We start from the raw sequence: 22,769 nt of genomic DNA, 5'->3' as shown, positions 1-22,769 counted from the left end.
TCGCAGCCGTAGTGGGCAACGTCGGCGCACTGGTCCAACCACAAGGAGATACGGGTATGACCATCACGGACTTGAGTAGCATCGATGCCTCGATCATGGAGCCGTCCTGGTATGCGAACCTGGACTTTCTGGACGGCTTCCGGCAACTCCGTGACGAGGATCCGGTGCGTCTGGTCGAAGCGCCCAACTACGGCCGCCCATTCTGGGCGGTCTCGAGGCACGAAGATGTGAAGTGGTGCTTTCAGAACTCTCAGCTGCTCAGCAGCCGTGAGGGCGCACGGATGCCACGCGTGGCGTCCCGGACGACGGCTGAGCGTCGGGTCGAGCTGGGACTCGATACGCGGCTCGACTACCTGGATGATCCGGTTCATGCCATGTACCGCCGGCCGTTGAACAAGCATTTCAGCGTGCCTGCGGTAAAGCGGCTCAGCGCAGACATTGCCCGATACGTCAACGAGATTGTCGACGATATCGCTGAGAACTCCGAGTTCGAGTTCATGGAGGACGTCGCGGCGAAGCTTCCCACGATGGTGATCGGCACCCTGCTGGGCATCCCGCGCGAGGAGTGGTCCTATCTCCAGGACGTCACCATGCGCATTACCGCCTTCAACGACCCCAGGTTCACCGTCGACAACGACCCGATCAAGACCTTCTCGGATGCGTACGCCGAACTCCTCGACTATGCCGGCAATCTCGTGATGGACCGCCGAGAGAATCCGCGAGACGACTTCGCGACGATCATGAGCCAGATGAAGGTGGACCATGAACTGCTCAGTCCCCGCGAGGTTCGTTCGCCGGTCTTGGGCATGATTCTGGGCGGATTCGACACGACCCGACTGGCGCTGAGTGTCGGCACGTGGCAGCTGGTGGAGGATCCCGACCAGCGCAAGGCCCTACTCGATGACCCGGCGCTTGTGCTCGGCGCCGTCGACGAGACAGTGCGCTTCGCCAGCCCCGCGCGAAGCGCAGCTCGAGTTGCCAACGACGACTTCGAACTTCAGGGCAAGCTGATCCGCGCCGGAGACTGGGTTTCCTTGCTGATCATGTCGGCGAACCGTGACGAGCGAGTGTTCGAGAACCCGCTGGAGTTCGACATCCGCCGGACGCCGAACGACTACATTTCGTTCGGGGAGGGAATACACAAGTGCTTGGGACGCAACCTCATTCGTCTCGAGCTGTCGCAGTTCTACTCGATCTTCTTTTCTCGTCTGCCTGAACTCGAGGTTGTCGAGCAGCCGAGATGGGTCGTTGACACGGCGGCTTCCGGTCTTTCGGGACTCAAGCTGCGTACCGGTAAGACACTGCCCGCACAGTCGAACGACTGAGGCATGGAGGAATGAAGATGGTCAATGTTCGGTTCAACGTCAACGGTGACATCGTCACGGCCAAGGGGGAGCCGGGGGACAACATCATGCAGGTGGCCGTACGCCAGCAATTACCCCGCATCGAGGGTGAGTGTGGAGGCGAACTGTCGTGCGCGACCTGTCACGTCTACGCCGACGCCCAGGGCTTTCGTCCCCTTTCCGAGGAAGAGAGCGAACTGCTCGAGCTCGTGGATGAACGTGCCGACAACAGCAGACTCAGCTGTCAACTCGTGCTGCGCGAGGACATGACCGACATCGAGGTCATCATCCCATGACGATCCATACCTTCGATGTCCTTGTCGTCGGGGGTGGCCACGCCGGCGCCGCCGTTGCACATCAGCTGGCGACGCTCGGCTACGAGGGAAGCGTAGGGATCATCAGCGCCGAACGGCACCTGCCCTACGAACGTCCACCCCTGAGCAAGGCATATCTCAAGGGTGAGGCGACGGCCGAGAGCTTGTTGATTCGTGACGCACAGTTCTGGAGTGACGCGCGGATCGAATTGATGCTCGACACCAGCGTTGTCACTGTCGATCCCGATTCACACACCGTCGCCACGAGCAACGGTGACACTGTGAAGTACGGCTCGCTTGTGTGGACGACCGGCGGGTCGGCCCGGCGGTTGGGAGTCGCCGGCGAGGACCTTGCCGGGGTGATGACACTACGAACGCTCGACGATGCTCTCGCTGTCAAGGAATGTCTGCCTACGGCCAAGCGGTTCGTGATCGTCGGTGGCGGATTCGTCGGACTCGAGGCAGCGTCCGTGTTACGAGGCTTCGGCATCGAGGTCACGGTGTTGGAGGCTCAGGAGCGATTGCTGCAACGTGTGACCAGTGCGGTGGTCTCGGACTACTTCCTGCGTCGGCATGTCGCTGCGGGTGTCGATGTCAGGCTCGGGGCGCAGGTCACGGAGATCGAGGGACGCGATGGTTCCGTTACGGGCGTCCGCCTCGCAGATGGTTCGAGCGTTTCCGCTGATCGCGTGCTGGTGGCAGTAGGTCTCGTGCCCGCCGTCGGGCCGTTGTTGGCAGCAGGTGCCGAGGGCATCGGTTGTATCGAGGTCGACGATCTCGGACGCACCAGCCTGCCGGATGTATACGCGGCCGGTGACTGCGCGTCGTTCCCTCACGGGGCGCATCCTTCAGGGCGGGCGCGTATCGAATCGATCCAGAATGCCACGGAGCAAGGAAAGCTGGTGGCTTCGTCGATCATGGGGCAGGCGAGTCCCTACGATCCGCAGCTCTGGTTCTGGTCCAACCAGTTCGATATCAAGTTCAAGACAGTCGGCCTGGTGGTCGGATACGACACCATCTTGATCCGAGGCGATAAGGATTCGGATTCGTTCTCCGTGGTCTATCTCCACGGCGACGTCGTGGTCGCCGTCGACACCGTCAACCACATGCGTGACTATGTCGGAGCTCGCGCAGCCGTCGGCCGCCGAGTCGACCTGAACCGCATCGGCGACAGCGCAGAGCCTCTCAAGGCGGTCCTTGTGGGCGACGAGGCCGTTACTCAGCAGGTGTGATGTCCTCAGCATCGTCAACGGCCGGGGGAGCGTTGCACTGGTCCCTTCGCGAGTCCTTCCGAGAATATGTGACCGCCATCGATGACGGTCGTATCGAGCGCCATCAGGTGGAGCTCGATTCCGAGGGCCGGTTCGTATTCCAGCGATCCGAACTATCCTCGCAATTCTGTTGGGTCTTCACAGGGCGGGTCGATTTCTGGGCGCATTTCGGCGTTCTCGACTTCAAGCTGTACGACCTACGCATCGAGTTCGGCCGGGAGCCCTGTGTTTCCGTCGGTCCGCAGACGCGGGAGAATGAACGTGTCGTCCTCGCTCGGCTCGACGAGACTGCGGCTGAGGTTCCCGGGACCCGCGTGTTCTCGGCGAGGCTGACCGCGGACGGCGTGCGGGTGCTGGGTGGGGTCTATTCGGTAGGGGATCTGCTCGAACCGCTGACGGTCTCGATCGACGCGTGACCGGCTGAGCCGCACAAGCTTCCCCGCTCATGGCGCTGCGTGTCCGATTCATGGAATGTCCCCGGTTGTCGAGTGGGTGTGCTGGTGCCGGGGTTTATCCTGTGTTCTCGAGTGACCCGTGTGTCGCTATACCGGTGTTCGTCAAAGCCGCTGATTGCGCTGCCCCACAAATCCGGGAGCCAAGACGGTGGTCGTATCGCGAGCTCCGGCGACCGGGACGGGGTCTGCGGAGTCTTCTGCCGCGCGACCGATACCCTGTATGTCGCTGTGTGCATGCTTATGGCGTTCGGTCTCAACGTCATTCGGGCGCGCTGACAGCCGGCGAAGGCTTCTCGGCACCCCAAGAATCAACTGCATAAAATGTGCAGAGGCAGTCCGAACTTCAAGAACATAGTTACTTGTCAAACGGTGAGTTTTAGTGCAGTCTGTCACGTGATGCGATTCACAGAGCTATGTGCATCGCCCACGAAGGAGCGCCGATGGCCGGAACAAATTCGACCACACGTGTGATCGGGCAAACAGGTACCAGCGCCTCACGCCGGACCCGCCGAATCACGGCACACAGCCGCCAGGCCCGTGTGGTGGTGCGAAGGACGAGCCCTACGCGTGCATTCGGCGGACGGATCGCAAAACTCATTGATCGTGGCCCTCGCCACCGAATCGACAGAACCCATGGCCCGAGCAACGCAGAGCGTGCGTTCGGCTCGACTCCGGCGCTCAGGCACGACTCGAATCGTGCAGCCCTGGACTTCCACGCGGCATAGAAAAGGGCACGTGCCCTCCATAGTCCGCAATAGCTGCCCGCACCCCCAGCCCTCCCTTTGAATGAACGAATCTCAAGGACATGACCTTGGCCGGACACGACGACCGCCGGCAGACCAGATTGGAAGAAATCCATGAAAATCGATGACCAGCTCACGGCACTCGAAGCGTTGCGCGAGAAGTACAGGGCCGAGCGCGACAAGCGGATCCGCCCGGAGGGAAATCGTCAGTACGGGTACATCGGCACCGGCAAGTTCGAAAACTACGGCGCCGATCCGTGGACTCCCCAGGTGGAGGAGCGGGCGACGGTTCACGACGACGTCGACCTGACCATCCTCGGCGGTGGGTTCGGTGGCCTGATTGCTGGCGCTTTCGCACGTAAAGCCGGCATCGACAAGATCCGATTTATCGACACTGCAGGCGATTTCGGAGGCACCTGGTACTGGAACCGCTACCCTGGCCTCGCATGTGATGTGGAGTCCTACATCTACCTTCCTCTGTTGGAGGAAGTCGGAACGATGCCGAGCCGGAAGTACGTCTCCGGAGAGGAGATCCGACAGCACGCACTTGCCATCGCCGAGCATTTCAACCTACGTCGCGACACACTTTTCCAGACCAAGATCGAAAGTGTGAATTGGGATGACGACCGCGAACTCTGGACGGTCACTACCTCTCGTGGCGACAGGTTCGACTCCCGCTACGTCTTGGTATCCGGCGGCGTCCTGCAACGTCCGAAGCTGCCCAATCTGCCCGGTGTCGAAGACTTCGCCGGCCATGCCTTCCACACCAGCCGCTGGGACTACGACTACACCGGTGGCGACCACACGGGTGGACTCCACAAGTTGGCCGACAAGCGAGTTGCCATTGTGGGCACCGGAGCAACCGCACTCCAGGTCGTTCCTCATCTCGCCGAACATGCGAAGGAACTGCTTGTCGTCCAACGAACACCGTCCACCGTGGATGTTCGCGCGGATGCCGAAACGGACCGACAGTGGTGGGAATCTCTGGAGCCGGGCTGGCAGAATGAACGCCGCAAGAACTTCATCGACATCGTGCACGGTCAAGGAGCCGAGCAGAACCTGGTCGGTGACTCCTGGACCGATATCGGCCCGGCCCGAGGCATGCGACGACTGATCGATAGTGGTTTCAGCGAAGACCCTGCTGTCGCGTTCGAACTGGCCGACTTCGAGAAGATGGAAGAGCTGCGTCGTCGCGTCACCGATCTCGTCGAAGATCCGGACACGGCAGCACGGTTGCAGCCGTGGTACATGCACATGTGCAAGCGGCCCGGATTCAGTGATCGCTACCTGCAGACATTCAATAAGCCGCATGTCAGCCTGGTCGACACCGAGGGCCAGGGCATCGAACGCTTTACTGCGAAGGGATTCGTAGCCAACGGGATAGAGCACGAAGTCGACCTGATCATTTTCGCGACCGGATACGAGGTGAGCTTCGATCCGGCGACCCGGGCCGGTGTGGAGATCCGTGGTCGCAAGGGAGTGCCGCTTCCCGAGTACTGGGCCGACGGCATGCGCACGCTGCACGGTTGGGTCACCCGCGGCTATCCCAACCTTTTCCACATGGGAGTGCTTCAGAACGCCTACTCCGTCAACTACACCCACATCCTCGAGCAACAGGCCGCGCACATCATGACAGCCGTGACCGAAGCCGAGCGGCGGGGCGACGTACTGGTCGAACCGAGCGAGGAGTCCGAAAGCGAATGGGTGGCCACCATCCGTGCGCAGGGGCCGGCTCAAGATGAGTTCAACGCCGAGTGCACGCCGGGCTACTACAACTCCGAGGGTAAGCCCCCGCGGACGGAGACCCTCGCTGCCGGTCCGAACGAGTTCGATCGGATTCTTGCCGAATGGCTCGCAACCGGCGGTCTCGAAGAGGTCATGGAGCCGAAGTCACAAGCCTGATCCGGTTAGCGTTCGCTGTCCCAAGATTCTGGCCTGCAGGCCAGGAACGGAGAATCACAATGTTCGAGGAATCCACATTTCGGCTGGTGGGGTCGGGATTGAGGTGCCCGGAAGGACCGGTCGTCGAGGAGGACGGATCGGTACTGGTCTGCGAAGTCCAGGGCGGTGCACTGGTGCGCGTCAGCCCTGAGGGAGTTCGGACCGTAGTGGCCGATCTGGGTTCGGGGGTGAATGGAGCTGCCATCGGACCTGACGGCGCTGCCTATGTTGCCACCAACGGCAGCTTCACCTTTGCCGAAGTGGACGGCATCACCCATATCACCGGACTGATCGAGAACTGGAAAGGCGGCGCGTTCTACCGTGTCGATCGAACCAACGGGGAGGTCGAAGAGCTCTTCACCGAGAGCGAGGGTGCGCATCTAGGATCTCTCAATGACGTCGTCTTCGATGCCGATGGTGGGGCCTACATTGCCGATACGACCTCGGGCCTATTGCATTATGCAGTTCCTGCAGAACGCCGGATCGGTGTGGCTGTCTCGGATGTGGTGACTCCTAACGGTGTTGGGCTCTCGCCCGATGGCAGTCGTCTCTACGTCTCCGAAACGTTCACCGGTCGGTTGCGGGCGTTCGAGGTACTAGGGCCGGGCAAGCTGCAGGAACTCCCGGACGTTTTTCAGCACCCCGCGGCAGCCCGAGACGACACTGCGGAGATCGACCTGCAGCACAGCAGACAGCTCTGGGACGGTCTCGCTGTCGATGGCGAAGGCAACATCGTTGTGGCCGACCTGGCGGGCTCGGGTGTACGTGTCATCGACCCGAACGGTACGGAGCTCGCCTTCCTCGAAACGCCGGAGCACGACCCTTACGTGACGTGCGTGGCTTTCGGTGGTCCGGACGGCCGCACGGCCTACGTCACTTCGGGTGGTCGCGGCCTTCTGTATGCGATCGACAACTGGCCCTTTGCCGGCGGGCGCGTGAACTTCCAGTCCTGAGGCGCGGTACGCAACAACGTAGAGGGCCCGAACCATCACCGGATGGTTCGGGCCTTCTACGTGCGCTGAGTGCACTCCGTGTCTCGAAATAAGTGCATTCGACGTGGGCAGATATACGGTGTGCCGCAGCTGCGGAGCGAATGACGGTCCGGTGGCGAGTTCAGCGACCGAGAAAGCCCTGCGCATCTCGGAGACCGTGCACTTGGGTGACGGTACCGCAGGGCACGGATTCGGTTGACGCGCTGGAGACGAAGCCGGTCTCGTTGGTGCGGTGCGCCGAAAAAACCGGCCGTCCATCGCGGTGGATGAGAACGGTCAGCTCATGGGTGGGATCCGGGGCGGCATCCCGGTCGGTGCGATTCAACAGGACGTCCTGGGCCGGTACGGGACCCCGCAGACTCCTCCCGGGGTTCGATGCCGGCGAGGCGACCGAGTGTCGGCGCAGGTTGATATCGCGCTGCGGACAGGTGCCGAGACATCGCTCTCAGCCGCACAATGGCCTCCCTGGTTGAGTCGCGCGAGGAACGACTCGGTGAGCCAGCGGAGTGCACGACCCGAGGACTCTCGATCTGCGGGACGCCGGGACGGCAATACGGTTTGGTTGAAAATGTTGTAACGCAACCTCTTTGAGGTCTATGCGGAAGCGATCGCCACCGGCATCGGCATCGTAGAAGGGCACGGCCATCTCGCGTGTGTCCTGTATCGAGGTCGGTGCGCACAGGGTCGGCATAGACCAGCCCACCACTGGGCTCGAGTAGATATTGCACATCGTCACTTGGTGCGCCCACGGGGACCCTACCTGGGTGTAAGTGGTGCTCCGCATGAGATGGTGCTCACCGCTGGGGTGGAAAGCGGCGTAGGGCCGGATGCGAGACCGGTGGCCGAGTCGTCCGGGATCATCGTGCGTGTACTGCGTCACGGGCGCCGGTGGAGGAGGACGTGACGCAGCGGCCGGACCGGCCTGGTGTCGGTTGATCGTGTGCCCCTGAGAGCGAGGGCATTCACGTGTGGGACGGCTCGGCGCTCCGGTGCTCGGCGTAGAGGACAGTTGTCCCTTCTCCCAGGGGAGCTTCGATATGTTTCGAGCAGAGATTCCGGTCGCGTTCGGTCCGGTCGGCCACCGCAAGAAGGCAGGCTCGTCCGGTGTTGCGATGCCAGCGTTCGAGGGAAACACGACAGGTGCCTCGGTGCCGTCGTGGACGAAATTCAACGACCGAGCTATACGACTCTGGCGCAACCGAGACGACAACCGCGCTGTGCGTTACGTTGCGCCCGTCCGCATGGCGCGTTGTCGATCAATGGTTGAGGCCGGCCGACTTTCGAACACGGCCCGGGATCATCCCACATGGGGATGTCGCAGCTCTGATTGCACGAACTGAACGCTCGAGGTACTTGCCGACATGCAGTTACGTGATGCGGCACTCAGGTGAACAGGTAGCGCTCTTCGACGAGATCGTGAGTGGTTACCGCGCCTGCTGAGGCGGGGATGCGATCGCCCATCTTGCGGGCGATGTGGTCTTGCTTGGTCAGGTAGTTGAACGTGATCCGCTGCTTGGCGATAAGCCATTCGCCGTCGACACGACGCATGCGGTGAACATAGGTGCCGCCGCAGGGCATGAGCCTGTCCTGATGAGTCATGACGGCGGCGAACCAGAAGGCGTTCAGCGTTGCCTGGTCGGGGTCGTCCTCGTCGAGAGTTACGACCACGTTCGTTCCATGATGGATGGCGAGCTTCTGGCCTGAGGTCAACCATCGGTAGCTCTCACGAAGTTCGTCGTGCCCCTGGTACGTTCCCCGGGCATTGATTTGGATAGCGTCGTCGGTGTAGCAGGACAGGATTGCTTCGACGTCACCCGCGTCGTAGCACGCGTGGTAGCGACGGAACGTCAGCTCGATGTCGCGCTCGTCCTCGAGTCGCTGCAGGCGGCGGAGGATGCCCTCGGGGGAGTTGTCACGAGGCGCCTTGTTGCGTTCTTTCAGTTCGAAGGCCTGGTCGACGAACGGTTTCCACATCGATTTGGCCCAGGCGAACTGGCTCGTGTCGTTCAACGTTTCGCTCATGTGTCTACCTGTGTCTCTCTGCACGTCGGGACGTCCAGTCGACTGCGCAGCCGACTTGACCTGTGCATCAATACTTACACAGTGTAACTTTTGGATCAATAAGCGAGTTCTCTCAACTTATGGCTTCGCCGGTAGACGAGTGTTCCTTCACGAACTCCAGGTGAGTCGCCATCTCTTGCGAGGCCGCCTCGAAGTCGCCGGCTTCGATCGCTCGCAAGATCGCAACGTGCTGCTTGACCGTCGCGCGCCCGACGTCCTCGCTGAGGTCGAGGAATGAGACCGGCTGGGAAGTGCTGTGCACCGACCTCACCAGTGCCGCCAGGAATCTGTTGCCGGATGCCTGGGCGATGGTCGAGTGGAATTGATGATCCAGTGCCGGAACGCTCGGATCGCTGGTGCTGGCCTTTCGCTGCTTGTCCACAATCGTGCGAAGAATGTCCAAGTGGTAGTCCTCGCGATGTTTCGCTGCCAACGCCGCAGCGGGGATCTCCAGGAGTTCCCTGACCTCGGTCAGTTCGGCAATCTCGAGCGTGCCGAGGCGAAGCGTGGTCGAAAGGGACTCGGAGAGCAGATTGGACAACCCCTCCTGGGTCACGGAGTTGACGAAGCTACCACCTGATGTGCCGGGAACTCTCCGGATGAGCCCTCGTTTGGAGAGCCCCTCGAGTGCCTGGTGCACAGTCGGCCGACTCACCTCAAAGAGGTTGGCCAATTGCGACTCGGGCGGCAGTTTCTCCCCATGCGCAAACTGGCCCGACAGGATCGCTTTGGCAAGCTGGTCCTCTACCTGTTTACGGGGTCGCTTCACGGGCTGTGGTGCGAAGCTGTCGACTGCGTGGGCCTTGGATCGTGCGGCCATGTTCTACACCTTTCCGAATGTGGCTGCACCTTCAACCGCAGCCTTGATGTGCACTCAGCATAGATGTTCATCCCTCAGCCACCTTCTGCTATGTGTCCGCTGTTAACGCAACTGTCGTCCAACTCACCTCGGCGGATGCGGAGATGGAAGGGGTTTGTGTCGGTTGCTGACGTATTCAATGTTGCGCGTTGTAAAGTTTAGGCTAAATCACGAAGTCTAGGGTCTATTGCCAATAATAGTAACCGCAGATAATCTTTGTACCTCAGGTCACACTGGTGAGACGTGTGTGACCGACGATTCATAGGCCGCTCAGGCCGTCACGTGCCGAAGGAGAGAGTGCAGTGGTTGGACCAGCTCAAAGGTCGACGTTTTGATCGCGCGCACGGTGTCGTCGACCGAAGGGGACACAGGGAACTGATGGACACGCTGATTTCCGCCATCACGTCAGGGCTCAGCCAGGGCAGCATCGCTGTCGTGGCCGCCGTCGGACTTGTCGTGATCATCAAAGCCACAGGCATCATCAACTTCGCTCACGGTGACGTCCTGACCATGGGCGCCTATGTCGCCATGGTGCTCATTGCGGTGAATTCACTTCCGATCTGGCTCGCCTACCTGCTCGCCATCCTTGCCGGCGGAGCACTGGGACTCGGGATGGAAAGATTCGTCTACCGACCGATCCGCAACCGTTCGATGCTCAGCATCATGGTAATCCTTTTCGCTGTGGGACTACTGATTCGCGAGTCGCTGATCCTCTGGCAAGGCTCCGGGACGCACCCCTTGGAATCGTTTGTCGGCACCGGTGTGCTCCGCATCGGGGACGCCGCAGTTCCCTACCAGAGCATCCTGATCGTGGTCGTAATGCTCCTCGTCGTCACAGCGTTGGTGCTGCTCTTCGAGAAGACGCAGTTGGGTCGCCAGTTCCGTGCGCTCGCTGCAGACCGCGAAACAGCGTTTCTGGTCGGTATCCGCGCCGGGTGGCTTTCCAGTCTGGCCTTCATCATCGCGGGTATGCTCGCCGCGCTCGGAGGCGTGCTCCTGGCGCCGTTGCTTTCCGTAAGCCCGACCCTCGGTTTCGGAGTGCTTCTCACTGCGTTCGCAGCTACCGTCCTCGGTGGTACCGATCGTTTGATCGGCGTCACCGTCGCAGGTCTGAGCCTCGGTTTGATCCAGGCATTCGCCACGACGTACATCTCGTCCGCTTACTCGTCGGTGTATCCATTCGTGGTCTTCATTCTCGTGCTTGCGGTGCGGCCGGAAGGACTCTTCCAGAGCAAGGTGAAGGTGAGGTACTGATGACTACGACGCAGGAGAACCAGGCAACTTCGTCCCGCAGCGAGAGCACGACCAGCGGTGCGGCAGCACCACGGAGTCGGATCCGGATGCATCTGACACTCTTCGTCGCACTGATCGCCGCAATTGCGGCTTCCCCCCTGTGGGTCACCGATACCGACCAGTGGAGCCTGCTCAATCAGGCTCTCGTCTACATCGTGCTTGCGATAGGGTTCTACTTCGTCTTCGGTTTGAGCGGGCAGTTCAACTTCGCTCATGGAGGCTTCTTTGCAATCGGCGCTGTGGTCTCGGCGAAAGTCGCGGGTACAGACAACTTCTGGCTCGGATTCCTTGCCGGCATAGCCGTTTCCACATTGATCGGCGTGGCATTCCGGGCCGCGCTGGCCCGAGTCAGCGCCATCTACTTCGCGATCGCAACCTTCGCACTGAGCGGCATCATTCTCATCGTCGTTCAGAACTGGGAGTGGTTGGCGGGCGGATTCACCGGCATGAGTGGGCTTGCGGTACCGACATTTCTCGGGAACGACCTCCTCCTACCCGAAGACATGTACTGGCTCTACGGCGGGATCACCATCGTGGCCGTAGGACTCGGTATCCTGCTCGAACGGTCGCCCTTGCGGCGCTACGTCTTGGTTGCACGTGACTCTCGCGGAATTCTCCCCACAGTCGGAGTGGATCCCCGCAAAATCGAGCTTGCGATGTTCGGCGTCGGTTGCGCCTACGCCGGAGCTGCCGGCTCGATGTATGCGCACATGCTCGGTTTCGTCGGAGGTTTCTCCTTCTCGGACTCCATTTCGCTGAACGTGTTCCTCATGGTCTTCCTGGGTGGAGTGTCCATCATCTGGGGTGCCGTCATCGGAGCTGTCGTCCTCACCTGGTTGCCCGAGGTTCTTCGAGAGGTCACCGAGCACGCACAGTTCCTCTACGCTGTCGTCCTCGTCCTCGTCCTGATGCTGCTGCCGAAGGGACTTGTGGGTGTCGCCGAACGAGTTTGGAAGGTCATCCGCCGTGCTTAGTGTCGAGAACCTGACTGTCCGCTTCGGGCAGGTCGTTGCTGTCAACGACGTCACCTTGAACATCGCTCCCGGCGAGACGGTCGGAATCGTCGGACCCAATGGCTCCGGCAAATCGACGTTCTTGAACGCGGTCAACCGTTTGGTCCCCTCCACCGGAACCATCAAGATCGGCGACGGAACCGGCCCGGGCCGGATCGGCCGGACTTTTCAGACGCCCCAGGTGCACCCGGACCTGACGTGTCTGGAGAACGTCATGTTGGGATCGACCAACCGCGTCGGGACGGGAATTTTCGGCGCCTGGCTCGGTCGGCGGGCTGCGAACCGAGCGGAACGTGAGCGTCGCGAGAAGGCCGCGGAGTACCTCATCACCGCCAATGTGCCGACAAGTGCGTTCCACGAAGAGAGCGGATCCCAACCATTGTCGGTGGCCAGGGGAGTGGAGATCGCACGTGCGTTGGCACGTGAACCGCAGATCATCTTCCTCGACGAGCCGGCTGCCGGACTCAACGACGACGAGACCTCGGATCTGGTCGATGTCATTCGCGCCATTCGGGGACCTGATCGGTGCACGGTGGTCATCGAGCACAAGATCGACTTCATCGACCGGGCCACCGATCGTGTTGTGGTGTTCGAAGCAGGTGCACTCATTGCCGAGGGTCTTCCTCGAGAGATCTGGTCCCATTCCCGAGTGGTCGAAGCGTATCTGGGGGTTGTCGATGTTGAAGATTGAGGATGTTCGCGTCTCCTACAACGGGATCGACGCCGTCCACGGAGTCAGTCTGGAAGTCTCCGAAGGCGAGGCGGTCGCGCTCCTGGGGCCGAACGGAGCGGGCAAGAGCTCGACACTGAAGGCGATCGTCGGCGCTGTCGAGTCGACCGGTCGTATCGAATTCGACGGACACACCTATCGCCGGCAGCCCGACGCGTTGGCGCGCGCGGGGCTGATGCTCGTTCCGGAAGGTCGGCACCTGTTCAAGTCGATGACCGCGCACGAGAACATCCAGGTCGGTGAAAGCGCACGTCGGGGCCGGTCCGGACCGTCACTCGACGACATCTATGACTTGTTCCCGGCGTTGGTTCCTCTGCGAAATCGGGCCTCGTGGGCACTGTCCGGTGGTGAACAGCAGATGGTGGCAGTGGGGCGAGCGTTGGCCGGCGCGCCTCGCATGCTCCTGCTGGATGAGCCGTCCATGGGGTTGGCGCCACTGGTGATTTCCGACATGTACAGGTCCTTGGCGCAGATTCGTGATTCGGTCACAGTACTGTGCGTCGAACAGAACACCCAGGCAGCGTTGAAGCTCTGCCGGCGTGCCTATGTGATGGCCAACGGTGAGATCCAGCTCGAGGCCACGGCGGACGAACTGGCCGGGCAGAAACGCCTGATGGACTCCTATATGGGACGCAAGGACGTCGGTGAAGTAGCCGAGGAGAAAGTTGAGAAGGCTCGGTCATAGGGGGTCCTCCACACGTTTCTGACTGTTCTGGCCTGATCGGCCAACGCAGGTCTCGCGGTGGCCGATGCTGCCGCGAGACCTGTATCTGTTTGTGCTTGCTCGTCGTGAACTGCGGACTGGTCGACACTGTTGATATCGCGATACGGAGCGTGTCGGCCCGTCATCGTGGAGCGTGGTCGAATGCCGGTCCGGTCAGCGTCTCCGAGTGTGAGTCCTCGGGTCGGTCGCTTCGGCAGCGCTGGTTCGGTAGGCCGTGCGTGGCCGAGGATCGGTTGGCGGCCGGCGACTTCGCTGTCCTGGGATGGCGTCCGGGATACGGCGGTCTGTGATTGCGAGACGCGGCCGCAGATCGGCGATGCGTTCGTGCCGGCTGAAACATGGGGTGCCGGTGTGCGCAGCGCGGGTGCTTATGGGTGCGACGCCTGAATCAGTAGGCGGATCGTGGCACGGAGTTGTTCCCGGATCTCGGACAGTTCGGTTTGGCCGAACGCCCACCGTATCGTTCCGCTGTAGAAGACATTGGTAAGGATTGTTGCGGCCACGTCTGATGCTTCGGGGCCGAGCGCTTTAAGACTGGTGGAGACATGAGGCCACCATTCCCACGGTGCATTCCTTTGTTCGGCTACAACGACCGGGTCATTCGACAGGGTGGCTTTCACCGAGGCGTCGAGCATTCCGGGCTCGTCCAGAAACACATCTGTCATTTCGATCAGGTGTTCTTCCAAGCCGTCGATTCCGGTGTGCGCGGAGTCCTGGAAGCGCTCTGCTGCCTTCTCCGCGATGCTTGCGCTCCACGCCACCGTGGCCCGCCACAGCAGGAGGTCCCGGGACTGGAAGTAGGTGTACACGGTGCCCAGAGCGACTCCGGACCGTTCGGCGACAGCTCTCATTTGGACTGCATCGAAGCCGCCTTCGCGAGCGAGGTCGATAGTTGCCTGGAGGACCTTCTCGTAGCGTGCTTGCTGGGAGGGTCGTGGCGCCTTCCATGGTGAGTCACTGGGGGATTGCGCGGTGGTCCGCTTAAATCCCGATGCCATGCCAACCTCCGTCGGGGAAACGTGCGTCGCAGTTCAGGTAGTCCTGGCCTGGGTGCAAGTACATACATGCGAGCCGATGGCTGGCGATAGTGTCCCCCTGTTTTAAACCGTGTTCAGAACAGTATGCCCGAGGGGTGAATGCTGTCAACGAGCACGCGTCGGGGAGGTAGATGTTCCTGTGTCAGGGCACCGGTCTCGCCGATCTTCTCGTGATCGAAGTGAGTGAAGTCCCGGGAGGGGCGGAGTCATGCGTTCCGGACGACTGAGGGCGTCCGGCTGCAAGCATGGCCCGGCGAAACGTTTTCGTTCGGGGTTCGACTGCATTGTGTTGCGGTGAGCAGTCCGTGTCTCGGAAGGCTGAGGTCCTCGGTTCAGGGTGCGAGGTCTCGTTGAAGTACGGCCAGAGCAGGGGCGGGTCTGCCTTTGCGGCGAGGTGGCTGTCCAGGCCCCGCGTGGCCGTTCAGGGCGAGAGCGCAGTTGCGCTTGGACGAATCCGCATTTGTAGCGGTCGCCTCGGTCTGATTGTGACCGAGCGGCAGAGCTCCTTCTTCGAGGTGCGTGATTGTCTCGAGGTCGCGCTCTATGCGCAACGTGAGAGGGGAGAGGGTGCGGTTATGCCGCGGCGTCCATGGTTGCGAACTCGTGCGGGCGGTCTGCCGTGGCGTCCTTGCGAGGAAGGGAGTCGAGTAGCGCGCGAGTCCCCTATTGACAGTGACGTGGGGCACAAGTAGCGTAAAAATAGAACAGGGTTTCTAACTAGGTTCGGAGTCGTCGGCGTGGGGGGACGTCCACAGCGCAGGCGTGCATCCGGAAGCAGGGTTCTCGACCTCGTCGGATGCGACTCGTCGCCCTAATTTTCGAGCGCCAGAGGAGGTTCGATGTCGAGTTCCTCGACGACAATCGGTCGTGACGCCACGGTCGATGTGGCTGGATCGGCCATGCCCCGAGGCCGTGCCAGAGGTCGCCGGGTGGAGATGTCGGCGACGTCTCGCCATTGGGGCCTAGGTCGAACACGCTTCTCACGCACTTGATGACCGCCGAGAAAAAAGAATCTTGAATGTCGGATAACGTCGGGATCGTTGAAAGAGGTGCTTATGGTCCGCAATGCCAAAAAGATGCAGAACCATCACCGGTCATCGCTGCCGACATCAGGCGACACCAGTTGATACAAAATTCCCTTGCTGACGCAAGCGGAACGTAGAAGGTCGGACTCAGACGTCGCGTTGTCACAACGACACGGCAGGGCCCGTGCTCGCTGAACGTCCTGCGTGGACGTCGATGACGAGAAATCGTGCCTCCCTTGCCAGTGACGTAATTCGTTCATGATTAGCGCCAGTCGAAACCTGGAGTATCGGATACTTTGTCGCTCTACTCTGATTCGTCCGCACTTCAATGACTTATTCGGGCGCCCTGCTGTTTCATGCAAGGGCGATTACATTGCAGATCGCATGAAGCGACCGAAGGACAGGCGAATCGGGTGCTCTGTTTCTTCGGAACGCTTCAGGCGCCGCAGATAAACGCGCGTCTCATCCGCTCCTCGGCACAGGGCAATGTTGCTGAGTAGCTGCACCTACGAACTGAAGGAACCATTATGACTCGGATCGGATTCTGGAGTGCGGCCAAGGCGTACCAGGATCGGATTGCCGTCGTAGATCCCAGCGGCACTGAAGTTACCTACGGAGAGCTGCAAGACCGGGCAAATCAACTTGTTCACGCATTGCGGGCGATGGGCGTGCGGTCCGGCGACTCCATGGCAATCCTGTTGCCCAACAGCATCGAGTTCGTCGCGTCCATGCTGGCGGCGAGTCAGGCCGGCCTCTACTACACACCGATCAATCACGATCTCGATGCATCCGAGATCGCGTACATCCTGGGCAACTCCGATGCCAAGGCATTCATCGCGCATGAGCAGTTCGCCGACAAGGCCAGGGCAGCCGTCGTCGAAGCGGACCTGCCTCAACTCAGGACGTTGGCAGTGGGCACGATCGAAGGGTTCGTCGAGTTCGCGGACGTGGTCGACCAGCAACCCGCTATAGAACCGGATGGCAGGACCGCAGGCTCGCCGATGGCTTACACATGGGGTGCAAGCGGCCGTCTCGAAAGTGCAAGGCGACCACTCTCCGGGATGACACCAGAGACGCAGGACGCGCTCACTTCACCAATGAACATGTTGGCAGTGTTCGGATTGTCTCAGGCAGTACGTAATGCGCATCTCTGCGTATCCCCGCTTTACCACGACGCGCCTCGAGAGTATGCGCTGTTCGCGTTGCAGCTCGGACATACGGTGATCTTGACGACGAGCTTCGACGCGGAGCAGTTCTTGACACTGGTCGAAAAGCACCGGGTCACCAGCACACAGATGGCTCCCATCCAGTTTTACCGGCTGCTCAAGCTTGCTGAAACCACCCGCGAGAGGTACGACGTCTCGTCGCTACGCGTGATTTGTCATACCGCAGGTCCATGTCCGGCGGATGTCAAACGACGCATCATGACGTGGTTCGGTTCGGCCATGTACGAATCCCATTCCTCAGGGGACGCAGTCGGCGGAATCCTGATCACGCCGACCGAGGCACTCGATCGCCTACAGACTGGAGGACGACCCACTCTGCACGGCGCCACCGTAAAGATCCTCGATGAACTGGGAAACGAACTGCCGTCCGGCCAACCAGATGCCGTGTACCCGGCCCAACCACAGACAAGACGTCCCACAAGTGCCCCAAGAACGGATCGGAGGCCGCGCCCCGCCGTGACGTCTGTTGCCCGATGGGCGGTGGCACCTGCCAGGAGGAAAGCGGGTACCTGTGTCGTGTGTCGCGGTGAAGAGTCCCGCACCGAGGCGTAGGCACACGCCGGTCCTGTCAACGAAGAGCCGATGTTCCCGGCCGCTGCAATTCATTCGGGACTTCGGCCGTGGAGGTCGAAATCGAATGAGTTTCACCTGAATTTCCATGCAGCGGTGAGAAATTCGGACGCTCGACAGTTACCTCCTAATCAGCTGATTGCCTCACCGGTGGAAGAGTGCTCCTTGACGAACTCTAGGTGAACGGCCATTTCGCGGGAGGCTGCCTCGGAGTCTCCCGCTTCGATAGCCTTCAGGATCGCGAGGTGCTGCTTGACGGTCTCGCGTCCCACTTCTTCGCTGAGATCGAGGAAGGACACCGGCTGGGAAGTGCTGTGAACTGATCTCACGAGCGCAGCGAGGAGGCGATTGCCCGAGGCCTGGGCGATTGTGGAATGAAATTTGTGGTCGAGTGCTGGGACGGCCGGGTCGCTGGTGTCCGCCTTCCGTTGCTTGTTCACGACGTCACTGAGTATCTCCAAGTGGTGATCTTGGCGATGAGAGGCAGCTAGTGAAGCCGCGGGAATTTCCAGAATCTCCCTCACGGCCGTCAGTTCGGCAATGTCGAGCGTGCCGAGACGAAGGGTTGTGGACAGGGACTCCGAAAGCTGGTTGGACAAGCCCTCGTGGGTTACCGAGTTGACGAAACTACCCCCCGAGGTTCCAGGAACTCTGCGGATCAGCCCGCTCTTGGCGAGTCCTTCGAGTGCCTGGTGGACCGTCGGCCGGCTCACCTCGAAGAGAGTGGCCAACTGCGATTCGGGCGGAAGCTTCTCGCCGTGCGCGAACTGGCCCGATAGTATGGCTTTCGCGATCTGGTCTTCCACCTGCTTACGGGGCCGCTTCACCGGCTGAGGAGCGAAGCTGTTGGCAGCCTTCTTTGCCTGCGAGCCACGTGCGGCCATGACGTGCACCTTTCCTGAATGGGGTCGCGCACTTGATGCAACCCGATGGTCCTGGATCAGCATAGTTGTTTGCTCCTCAGTAGTTGTTCACCCGGATGCTCACAACTTGCGCCGGTGTCGTGTCGCGCGGTGATCCTCTTGTAGTGCCGGGTAGCGCAACGCCTTCAGTGCGGATCCGCAACCGAAGAGTCCGTGTGAAGGGACCTCGCTCGGCTGTTGTCCGGCAAAGACGTGCGCATCGGTGAACAGCGAGACTGCCGCGAACAGTGACTCTGTGCTGCCTATCGGTTCTTCCGGCGACTCTTCCGGCGATGTCCTGGCAGCTCCGATGAATTTGTAGGCCCTGGGTGCTGATCTGGCGATTCGCGTACTTCTCGTCCTGACCGCAGGTAGGCGGGATCGACCCCCTCCGAATCGACATGCAGCATCAGAGAGACTTGCTTGCAGGGCGTTCATCATGCTGATGAGAGTCAAGTGTTTGACCTCTTGCATCTTTCGGTACGTCGGTATACGGTTGTGCGCCAGGTCACATAGTGCCAACGATGCCGTCTTAGACGATCATCTGCCTCGTTCGGAACCGTCACTTGCTTGAAGGGGTACCGGCGAAATGCTGAAGTCAGTCAAGGGAGAAGGGGTAAGGCTCGATGAACACTGATCTTCGCCAACCCGACGGGTTCGGGGCGGGCGCTACCCCGAGATTTGCGTTCGGTAGCGCGACGTCCTGAATTCTGCCGAAATTGCGACCCCCATCAAGAAAGGTCTAGCGAAGGGGTCGATTATCGCTGCGTAACTGATAGACCTCTCTTACGCCCGTCGGACCGACTCGCCCGAGCGATTTTCCTCGTGGTGTACCGAGATGGAAATTGTACGTCTCGTATAGGCGGCCACACGTTGCAAATCAGTCACGTTATCAATTCTCTCAGAAAATAGCTGCTGTTGGGCACGGAGCTGGAAAGGTGAAAAGATGATTGAAATCCAAATGATGTTGGAGATGCGTTTACCTCGGGACGGTGAGGTATCACACGATCAGTACTACGAGTGTGGGCTGAGGCTTGCAGAGATCGCTGATGAAATACCGCTAACAGCAATCCTTCTCAACGAACATCACGGTTCGCCGGACGGATATCTGTCTTCGCCCTTCGTGTTCGGAGCAGCCATTGCGGCGAGGACGACCAAGATTCGTATTATGGTACCGATTATGCCGTCGCTGCATGCTCCCGTCGAAATGGCAGAGCATGCAGTCACGCTCGACCTTATAAGCAAGGGTCGCATCGATCTTCTTACCCTTGTGGGATATCGTCCGGAAGAGTTCGAGATGAATGACGTCAGTTTGGCGGACCGCGCCTCACGGACGGACGAGGGGCTACAGGTTCTTCGTGGAGCGTTCTCGGGCAACCCGTTTCAGTGGAGGGGCAAGGAGATCTTGGTCTCGCCGAGGCCCGCGCAGCCGCAAGGCCCACCGATCTGGGTCGGTGGCGCCGTGCCAGCATCCGCAAGACGGGCGGCGCGGTTCGGAGACGGCTTTTATCCGACCGTTCCCAATGAAGAATTGTTTCAAATTTACCGTGAAGAGTGCCAAAGGATCGGCAAGGGATCGGGAGCTGTTTGGCACAATCCCCTGGCTCCCCTCGCAATCTTTGTCTCAGATGACGTCGAGCGAACCTGGGAAGATATCGGCGAGCCCTGTATTCACGCGCTGAACACATATGCAGAATGGGCGGCGGCCGGCTCCGGAGAGTCGCCGATGACGATGTCCATGGATGTGAATCAGCTACGCGGCAGTGGGATAGTTCAGGTACTTACACCCGACGAAACGCTCCGTCTGGCAGAAGAGAAGGAGCGTGCAGGAAACTACCTCTCACTTCACCCGCTGTTCGGAGGAATCCATCCAGATGTTGCGCTCCGCTCGATGGAACTGTTTGCCGACAAAGTCGTTCCCCGCCTGGACGTGAGACCACCCAAGGCAGTCGAACGCAACGATCCCGCCTCCCGCTCACAAATTCCGGCTTAAGATTCCGGTCCAGTGCTCTGTAGCCATCGAGTTACAGGCGTTTACGCAAGAGGGGCCGCGTGATTTTCGAGCAAGCGACCTTCAGCGTGATCGCGCCGGCAGATGTGCCTGTACCCGGCCAGGTTGTAGGAAATTTGCGCACCTTATCTCTGCTGAAAGGCGGATGCGTAGGATGTAAATCACGGACCAGCACCCGAAATGAATCGGTTGCGCTTCCGGCGCAATGAATCCTGATTTCGGGCGGGAAATCGGTGGTCGGTTAAGGGGCGATCTACATCGCACACAGTCCGATGTCAATGTGCCGGACTTTTCGTAGCAAACTTCCAAAGTTCCTGAGGGTTTGGACATTCGGTACAGACACCCTTCGCGTAAGCGCTATCGAGACAGGATGCAAGCATCGAAACCACTGAGCTTTGTCGGCTGATTTCTCACGTCCGAAGAGGGACCCATCGGATGCATCGGTTACGTAAAGGAGCGCCAAGCATGGATGACAATATTTTCTTGGAACGGTACGGTCCGTGGGCTGTAATCGCGGGAGCGTCGGAGGGGACCGGTGCCTCATTTGCTCGGAGACTGGCGCGATATGGCGTTAATCTTGTTCTCGTGGCCCGACGTGCAGGACCGCTGCAGGATCTCGCGGACGATATTCGGGTGAACTACGACGTAGAGTGTGTTACCGCGTGTATCGACCTCGGCAAGGAAAACGCTCCTGAGCGATTGCTCGACGTGGCAGGCGACCGCGAGATCGGTCTGTTCATCTTCAACGCCGGCGCAGATCCCAACGGGGAAATGTTCCTGGATGCAGCCCTAGATGATTGGAACTCATTGGCCGTGCGCAACGTCATGACGGTGATGAGATCGACTTATTATTTCAGTGGTCCAATGCGCGACAGAGGTCGAGGTGGGGTGATCCTCGTCGGGTCCGCGGCGTGTTACAGCGGTGTCCCGGGCATCAGCGTCTATGCCGCAACCAAAGCATTCAATCTGGTACTCGGCGAGGCATTGTGGGCGGAAATGCAGCCGCACGGTGTCGATGTCCTAAATCTGGTCCTTATGCACACCGATACTCCAGCTCACAGAAAGTTGATGGCTAGCCGGGGGATGGCCCTGCCCGATGACTTGGCGTCGCCCGATGAGGTCGCTGCAACAGGTCTCGAGCGTCTGCCACATGGTCCGATTGTCAACTGGGGGTTGGACGATGAGGAGACAGGTTACACGGGAATCGGTACTTCGGCTCGCGCCCGCAAGGAGCGTGTCCTGGCCCTCACCGAATCCGTATCGGCTTATGTGAGAAAAGGATAAGTGATTCAACATTGGAATCGACGCGTTTCACTGCGGATGTCGCCGATAAGATCGCTATCATGGAGCAGATCTACCGCTATTGTCGGTCGGTCGATCGGCTTGATGTCCCACTTGGTCACAGCGTATTTCATGAGAAGAGCTACGTCGACTATGGCCCGGGAGTTTACAAAGGAGACGGTCGGGGAGTCATTGATTACATCTGTCAAGCCCATAGTGAGTTCCTCTCGCATTCTCACCAAGTTTCGAACATCTTGATCGATATCGATGGTGATCGAGCAGGTAGTGAGGCCTATGTGACAGCCACTCTTCGTACTGGCGACCCAGCGAGGCCACGTGAGATCCGTGTCTATGGGCGTTACATCGACTCATGGTCGCGCAGAGAAGAAAAGTGGGGAATCGACAGACGCGATGTGGTGATCGACTTTGACTCCGTGAGCGAAGTATCTCCTGTCCAAACAGAAGTACGTGGAACTCGGGATCAGTCAGATCCGTCGTATCAAGTTTTCTTACACAGACCGTGAGTTTGCCGACGGTACCTGACCGTAGCATTCCCTCGGTCAGGTACCGGGGGGGCGAAGATCGTCGCGCGTGCGTTCCGCGATGCCGCTCCATGGGCGCAGTCACGCAGGCGAGCTGTGGACGCGCCCTTCGTCGAGGCCGGTGCTTGCGGTGGGTGAGCGCCGCCCGGTTGAAGGTCTTGACGTGCCCGAGTTCGGCGAGCTGGAATTCGACGTCTCTGGCCGGTCGCCGCGGTCAGTTGATGCCGGAACTATAACGTTAAGACCGACAAATATGTGCTTCAATCAAGATCGATCTTCGACTTGTAATTGTGGCCGTTCGTGCACGGGGTTATAGTCGCCTTCGCTGTTCGGCCGAATAGTCCTGTAGTTGGCGCCGCGAGATTCAAGGCTGAAATTATGAGTCCGGCTCGTGTTCGAAAATCGATCGATTCATAACGGAACGAGTTGGTCCCCT

19 protein-coding genes are annotated in these 22,769 nt (G+C 60.1%); 14 read left to right on the top strand and 5 right to left on the bottom strand.

Annotated features, from left to right (window positions below; translation table 11 throughout):
- Positions 1 to 56: 56 nt before the first annotated feature.
- The 6 genes from ACNJ7K_RS24190 (at position 57) to ACNJ7K_RS24165 (ending at position 7,020) form a co-directional block, all read left to right on the top strand.
- A complete protein-coding gene (locus tag ACNJ7K_RS24190) occupies positions 57 to 1,325 on the top strand; it encodes a cytochrome P450 (protein ID WP_487042325.1) in 1,269 nt (422 codons plus the stop codon).
- A gap of 17 nt (positions 1,326 to 1,342) precedes the next feature.
- Positions 1,343 to 1,639: a 2Fe-2S iron-sulfur cluster-binding protein gene (locus ACNJ7K_RS24185; protein ID WP_487042324.1), complete on the top strand. Its 297-nt coding sequence runs from the start codon at positions 1,343 to 1,345 to the stop codon at positions 1,637 to 1,639.
- Entirely contained in the window at positions 1,636 to 2,889 is a 1,254-nt protein-coding gene (locus tag ACNJ7K_RS24180; RefSeq protein WP_487042323.1) for an NAD(P)/FAD-dependent oxidoreductase, read from the top strand. Before ACNJ7K_RS24185 ends, ACNJ7K_RS24180 begins: the two co-directional genes overlap by 4 nt.
- On the top strand, positions 2,889 to 3,344 hold the full coding sequence (locus ACNJ7K_RS24175) for an HtaA domain-containing protein (protein ID WP_487042322.1): 456 nt from the start codon (positions 2,889 to 2,891) through the stop codon (positions 3,342 to 3,344). The genes ACNJ7K_RS24180 and ACNJ7K_RS24175 overlap by 1 nt, the downstream gene beginning before the upstream one ends.
- Before the next feature lie 896 nt (positions 3,345 to 4,240).
- Positions 4,241 to 6,028, top strand: a complete 1,788-nt coding sequence (locus tag ACNJ7K_RS24170; protein WP_487042321.1) for a flavin-containing monooxygenase — start codon at positions 4,241 to 4,243, stop codon at positions 6,026 to 6,028.
- Between the two features lie 59 nt (positions 6,029 to 6,087).
- Positions 6,088 to 7,020, top strand: coding sequence for an SMP-30/gluconolactonase/LRE family protein (locus ACNJ7K_RS24165; RefSeq protein WP_487042320.1), 933 nt, complete (start codon positions 6,088 to 6,090; stop codon positions 7,018 to 7,020).
- A gap of 160 nt (positions 7,021 to 7,180) precedes the next feature.
- Here ACNJ7K_RS24165 and ACNJ7K_RS24160 read toward each other — a convergent pair whose 3' ends face one another.
- The 3 genes from ACNJ7K_RS24160 to ACNJ7K_RS24150 form a co-directional block, all read right to left on the bottom strand.
- Positions 7,181 to 7,384, bottom strand: a complete 204-nt coding sequence (locus ACNJ7K_RS24160; RefSeq protein WP_487042319.1) for a hypothetical protein — start codon at positions 7,382 to 7,384, stop codon at positions 7,181 to 7,183.
- A 1,058-nt stretch (positions 7,385 to 8,442) separates the two neighbouring features.
- Entirely contained in the window at positions 8,443 to 9,081 is a 639-nt protein-coding gene (locus ACNJ7K_RS24155) for a nuclear transport factor 2 family protein (RefSeq protein WP_487042318.1), read from the bottom strand.
- 112 nt (positions 9,082 to 9,193) lie between these two features.
- Positions 9,194 to 9,940 (bottom strand): FadR/GntR family transcriptional regulator, encoded by a 747-nt coding sequence (locus tag ACNJ7K_RS24150; RefSeq protein ID WP_487042317.1) that lies wholly within the window; start codon positions 9,938 to 9,940, stop codon positions 9,194 to 9,196.
- A gap of 336 nt (positions 9,941 to 10,276) precedes the next feature.
- Between ACNJ7K_RS24150 and ACNJ7K_RS24145 the strand changes: the two genes are divergently transcribed.
- From ACNJ7K_RS24145 to ACNJ7K_RS24130, 4 genes are all read left to right on the top strand, one after another.
- Positions 10,277 to 11,233 (top strand): branched-chain amino acid ABC transporter permease, encoded by a 957-nt coding sequence (locus tag ACNJ7K_RS24145; protein WP_487042316.1) that lies wholly within the window; start codon positions 10,277 to 10,279, stop codon positions 11,231 to 11,233.
- An 86-nt stretch (positions 11,234 to 11,319) separates the two neighbouring features.
- The gene (locus tag ACNJ7K_RS24140; protein ID WP_487042315.1) at positions 11,320 to 12,246 is read left to right on the top strand and encodes a branched-chain amino acid ABC transporter permease; all 927 of its coding nucleotides are present in this window, start codon (positions 11,320 to 11,322) and stop codon (positions 12,244 to 12,246) included.
- Positions 12,239 to 12,976, top strand: a complete 738-nt coding sequence (locus ACNJ7K_RS24135) for an ABC transporter ATP-binding protein (protein ID WP_487042314.1) — start codon at positions 12,239 to 12,241, stop codon at positions 12,974 to 12,976. The genes ACNJ7K_RS24140 and ACNJ7K_RS24135 overlap by 8 nt, the downstream gene beginning before the upstream one ends.
- The gene (locus tag ACNJ7K_RS24130; protein WP_487042313.1) at positions 12,963 to 13,700 is read left to right on the top strand and encodes an ABC transporter ATP-binding protein; all 738 of its coding nucleotides are present in this window, start codon (positions 12,963 to 12,965) and stop codon (positions 13,698 to 13,700) included. The genes ACNJ7K_RS24135 and ACNJ7K_RS24130 overlap by 14 nt, the downstream gene beginning before the upstream one ends.
- 407 nt (positions 13,701 to 14,107) lie before the next feature.
- Here the strand turns inward: ACNJ7K_RS24130 and ACNJ7K_RS24125 are convergent, their stop codons facing one another.
- Positions 14,108 to 14,737, bottom strand: a complete 630-nt coding sequence (locus ACNJ7K_RS24125) for a TetR/AcrR family transcriptional regulator (RefSeq protein ID WP_487042312.1) — start codon at positions 14,735 to 14,737, stop codon at positions 14,108 to 14,110.
- Positions 14,738 to 16,328: 1,591 nt separating this feature from the next.
- Between ACNJ7K_RS24125 and ACNJ7K_RS24120 the strand changes: the two genes are divergently transcribed.
- Positions 16,329 to 17,579: an AMP-binding protein gene (locus ACNJ7K_RS24120; protein WP_487042311.1), complete on the top strand. Its 1,251-nt coding sequence runs from the start codon at positions 16,329 to 16,331 to the stop codon at positions 17,577 to 17,579.
- Between the two features lie 149 nt (positions 17,580 to 17,728).
- Here the strand turns inward: ACNJ7K_RS24120 and ACNJ7K_RS24115 are convergent, their stop codons facing one another.
- On the bottom strand, positions 17,729 to 18,481 hold the full coding sequence (locus tag ACNJ7K_RS24115) for a FadR/GntR family transcriptional regulator (RefSeq protein WP_487042310.1): 753 nt from the start codon (positions 18,479 to 18,481) through the stop codon (positions 17,729 to 17,731).
- A 964-nt stretch (positions 18,482 to 19,445) separates the two neighbouring features.
- Here ACNJ7K_RS24115 and ACNJ7K_RS24110 point away from each other — a divergent pair.
- From ACNJ7K_RS24110 to ACNJ7K_RS24100, 3 genes are all read left to right on the top strand, one after another.
- Positions 19,446 to 20,492 carry an LLM class flavin-dependent oxidoreductase gene (locus tag ACNJ7K_RS24110; RefSeq protein WP_487042309.1) on the top strand — a complete coding sequence of 349 codons (1,047 nt, stop codon included), beginning with the start codon at positions 19,446 to 19,448 and terminating at the stop codon, positions 20,490 to 20,492.
- Between the two features lie 453 nt (positions 20,493 to 20,945).
- Complete coding sequence (locus ACNJ7K_RS24105; protein WP_487042308.1) at positions 20,946 to 21,794, top strand: SDR family NAD(P)-dependent oxidoreductase; 849 nt, start codon at positions 20,946 to 20,948, stop codon at positions 21,792 to 21,794.
- Between the two features lie 11 nt (positions 21,795 to 21,805).
- Positions 21,806 to 22,315 carry a nuclear transport factor 2 family protein gene (locus tag ACNJ7K_RS24100; protein WP_487042307.1) on the top strand — a complete coding sequence of 170 codons (510 nt, stop codon included), beginning with the start codon at positions 21,806 to 21,808 and terminating at the stop codon, positions 22,313 to 22,315.
- Positions 22,316 to 22,769: the final 454 nt, after the last annotated feature.

The sequence above is a fragment of the Rhodococcus shunpengi genome, assembly GCF_048381395.1.
Classification (GTDB): Bacteria; Actinomycetota; Actinomycetes; order Mycobacteriales; family Mycobacteriaceae; genus Rhodococcus.
The sequence above is the reverse complement of the archived record's forward strand: the minus strand, read 5'-3'. Positions and strand labels throughout refer to the sequence as shown.

What these genes read in the sequence shown, in the direction of transcription:
- ACNJ7K_RS24190 (WP_487042325.1), top strand. Translation starts at nt 57, where the DNA reads ATGACCATCACGGACTTGAGTAGCATCGATGCCTCGATCATGGAGCCG.
- ACNJ7K_RS24120 (WP_487042311.1), top strand. Translation starts at nt 16,329, where the DNA reads ATGACTCGGATCGGATTCTGGAGTGCGGCCAAGGCGTACCAGGATCGG.
- ACNJ7K_RS24185 (WP_487042324.1), top strand. Translation starts at nt 1,343, where the DNA reads ATGGTCAATGTTCGGTTCAACGTCAACGGTGACATCGTCACGGCCAAG.
- ACNJ7K_RS24175 (WP_487042322.1), top strand. Translation starts at nt 2,889, where the DNA reads ATGTCCTCAGCATCGTCAACGGCCGGGGGAGCGTTGCACTGGTCCCTT.
- ACNJ7K_RS24140 (WP_487042315.1), top strand. Translation starts at nt 11,320, where the DNA reads ATGCATCTGACACTCTTCGTCGCACTGATCGCCGCAATTGCGGCTTCC.
- ACNJ7K_RS24110 (WP_487042309.1), top strand. Translation starts at nt 19,446, where the DNA reads ATGATTGAAATCCAAATGATGTTGGAGATGCGTTTACCTCGGGACGGT.
- ACNJ7K_RS24165 (WP_487042320.1), top strand. Translation starts at nt 6,088, where the DNA reads ATGTTCGAGGAATCCACATTTCGGCTGGTGGGGTCGGGATTGAGGTGC.
- ACNJ7K_RS24125 (WP_487042312.1), bottom strand. Translation starts at nt 14,737, where the DNA reads ATGGCATCGGGATTTAAGCGGACCACCGCGCAATCCCCCAGTGACTCA.
- ACNJ7K_RS24105 (WP_487042308.1), top strand. Translation starts at nt 20,946, where the DNA reads ATGCATCGGTTACGTAAAGGAGCGCCAAGCATGGATGACAATATTTTC.
- ACNJ7K_RS24180 (WP_487042323.1), top strand. Translation starts at nt 1,636, where the DNA reads ATGACGATCCATACCTTCGATGTCCTTGTCGTCGGGGGTGGCCACGCC.
- ACNJ7K_RS24155 (WP_487042318.1), bottom strand. Translation starts at nt 9,081, where the DNA reads ATGAGCGAAACGTTGAACGACACGAGCCAGTTCGCCTGGGCCAAATCG.
- ACNJ7K_RS24150 (WP_487042317.1), bottom strand. Translation starts at nt 9,940, where the DNA reads ATGGCCGCACGATCCAAGGCCCACGCAGTCGACAGCTTCGCACCACAG.
- ACNJ7K_RS24170 (WP_487042321.1), top strand. Translation starts at nt 4,241, where the DNA reads ATGAAAATCGATGACCAGCTCACGGCACTCGAAGCGTTGCGCGAGAAG.
- ACNJ7K_RS24130 (WP_487042313.1), top strand. Translation starts at nt 12,963, where the DNA reads ATGTTGAAGATTGAGGATGTTCGCGTCTCCTACAACGGGATCGACGCC.
- ACNJ7K_RS24115 (WP_487042310.1), bottom strand. Translation starts at nt 18,481, where the DNA reads ATGGCCGCACGTGGCTCGCAGGCAAAGAAGGCTGCCAACAGCTTCGCT.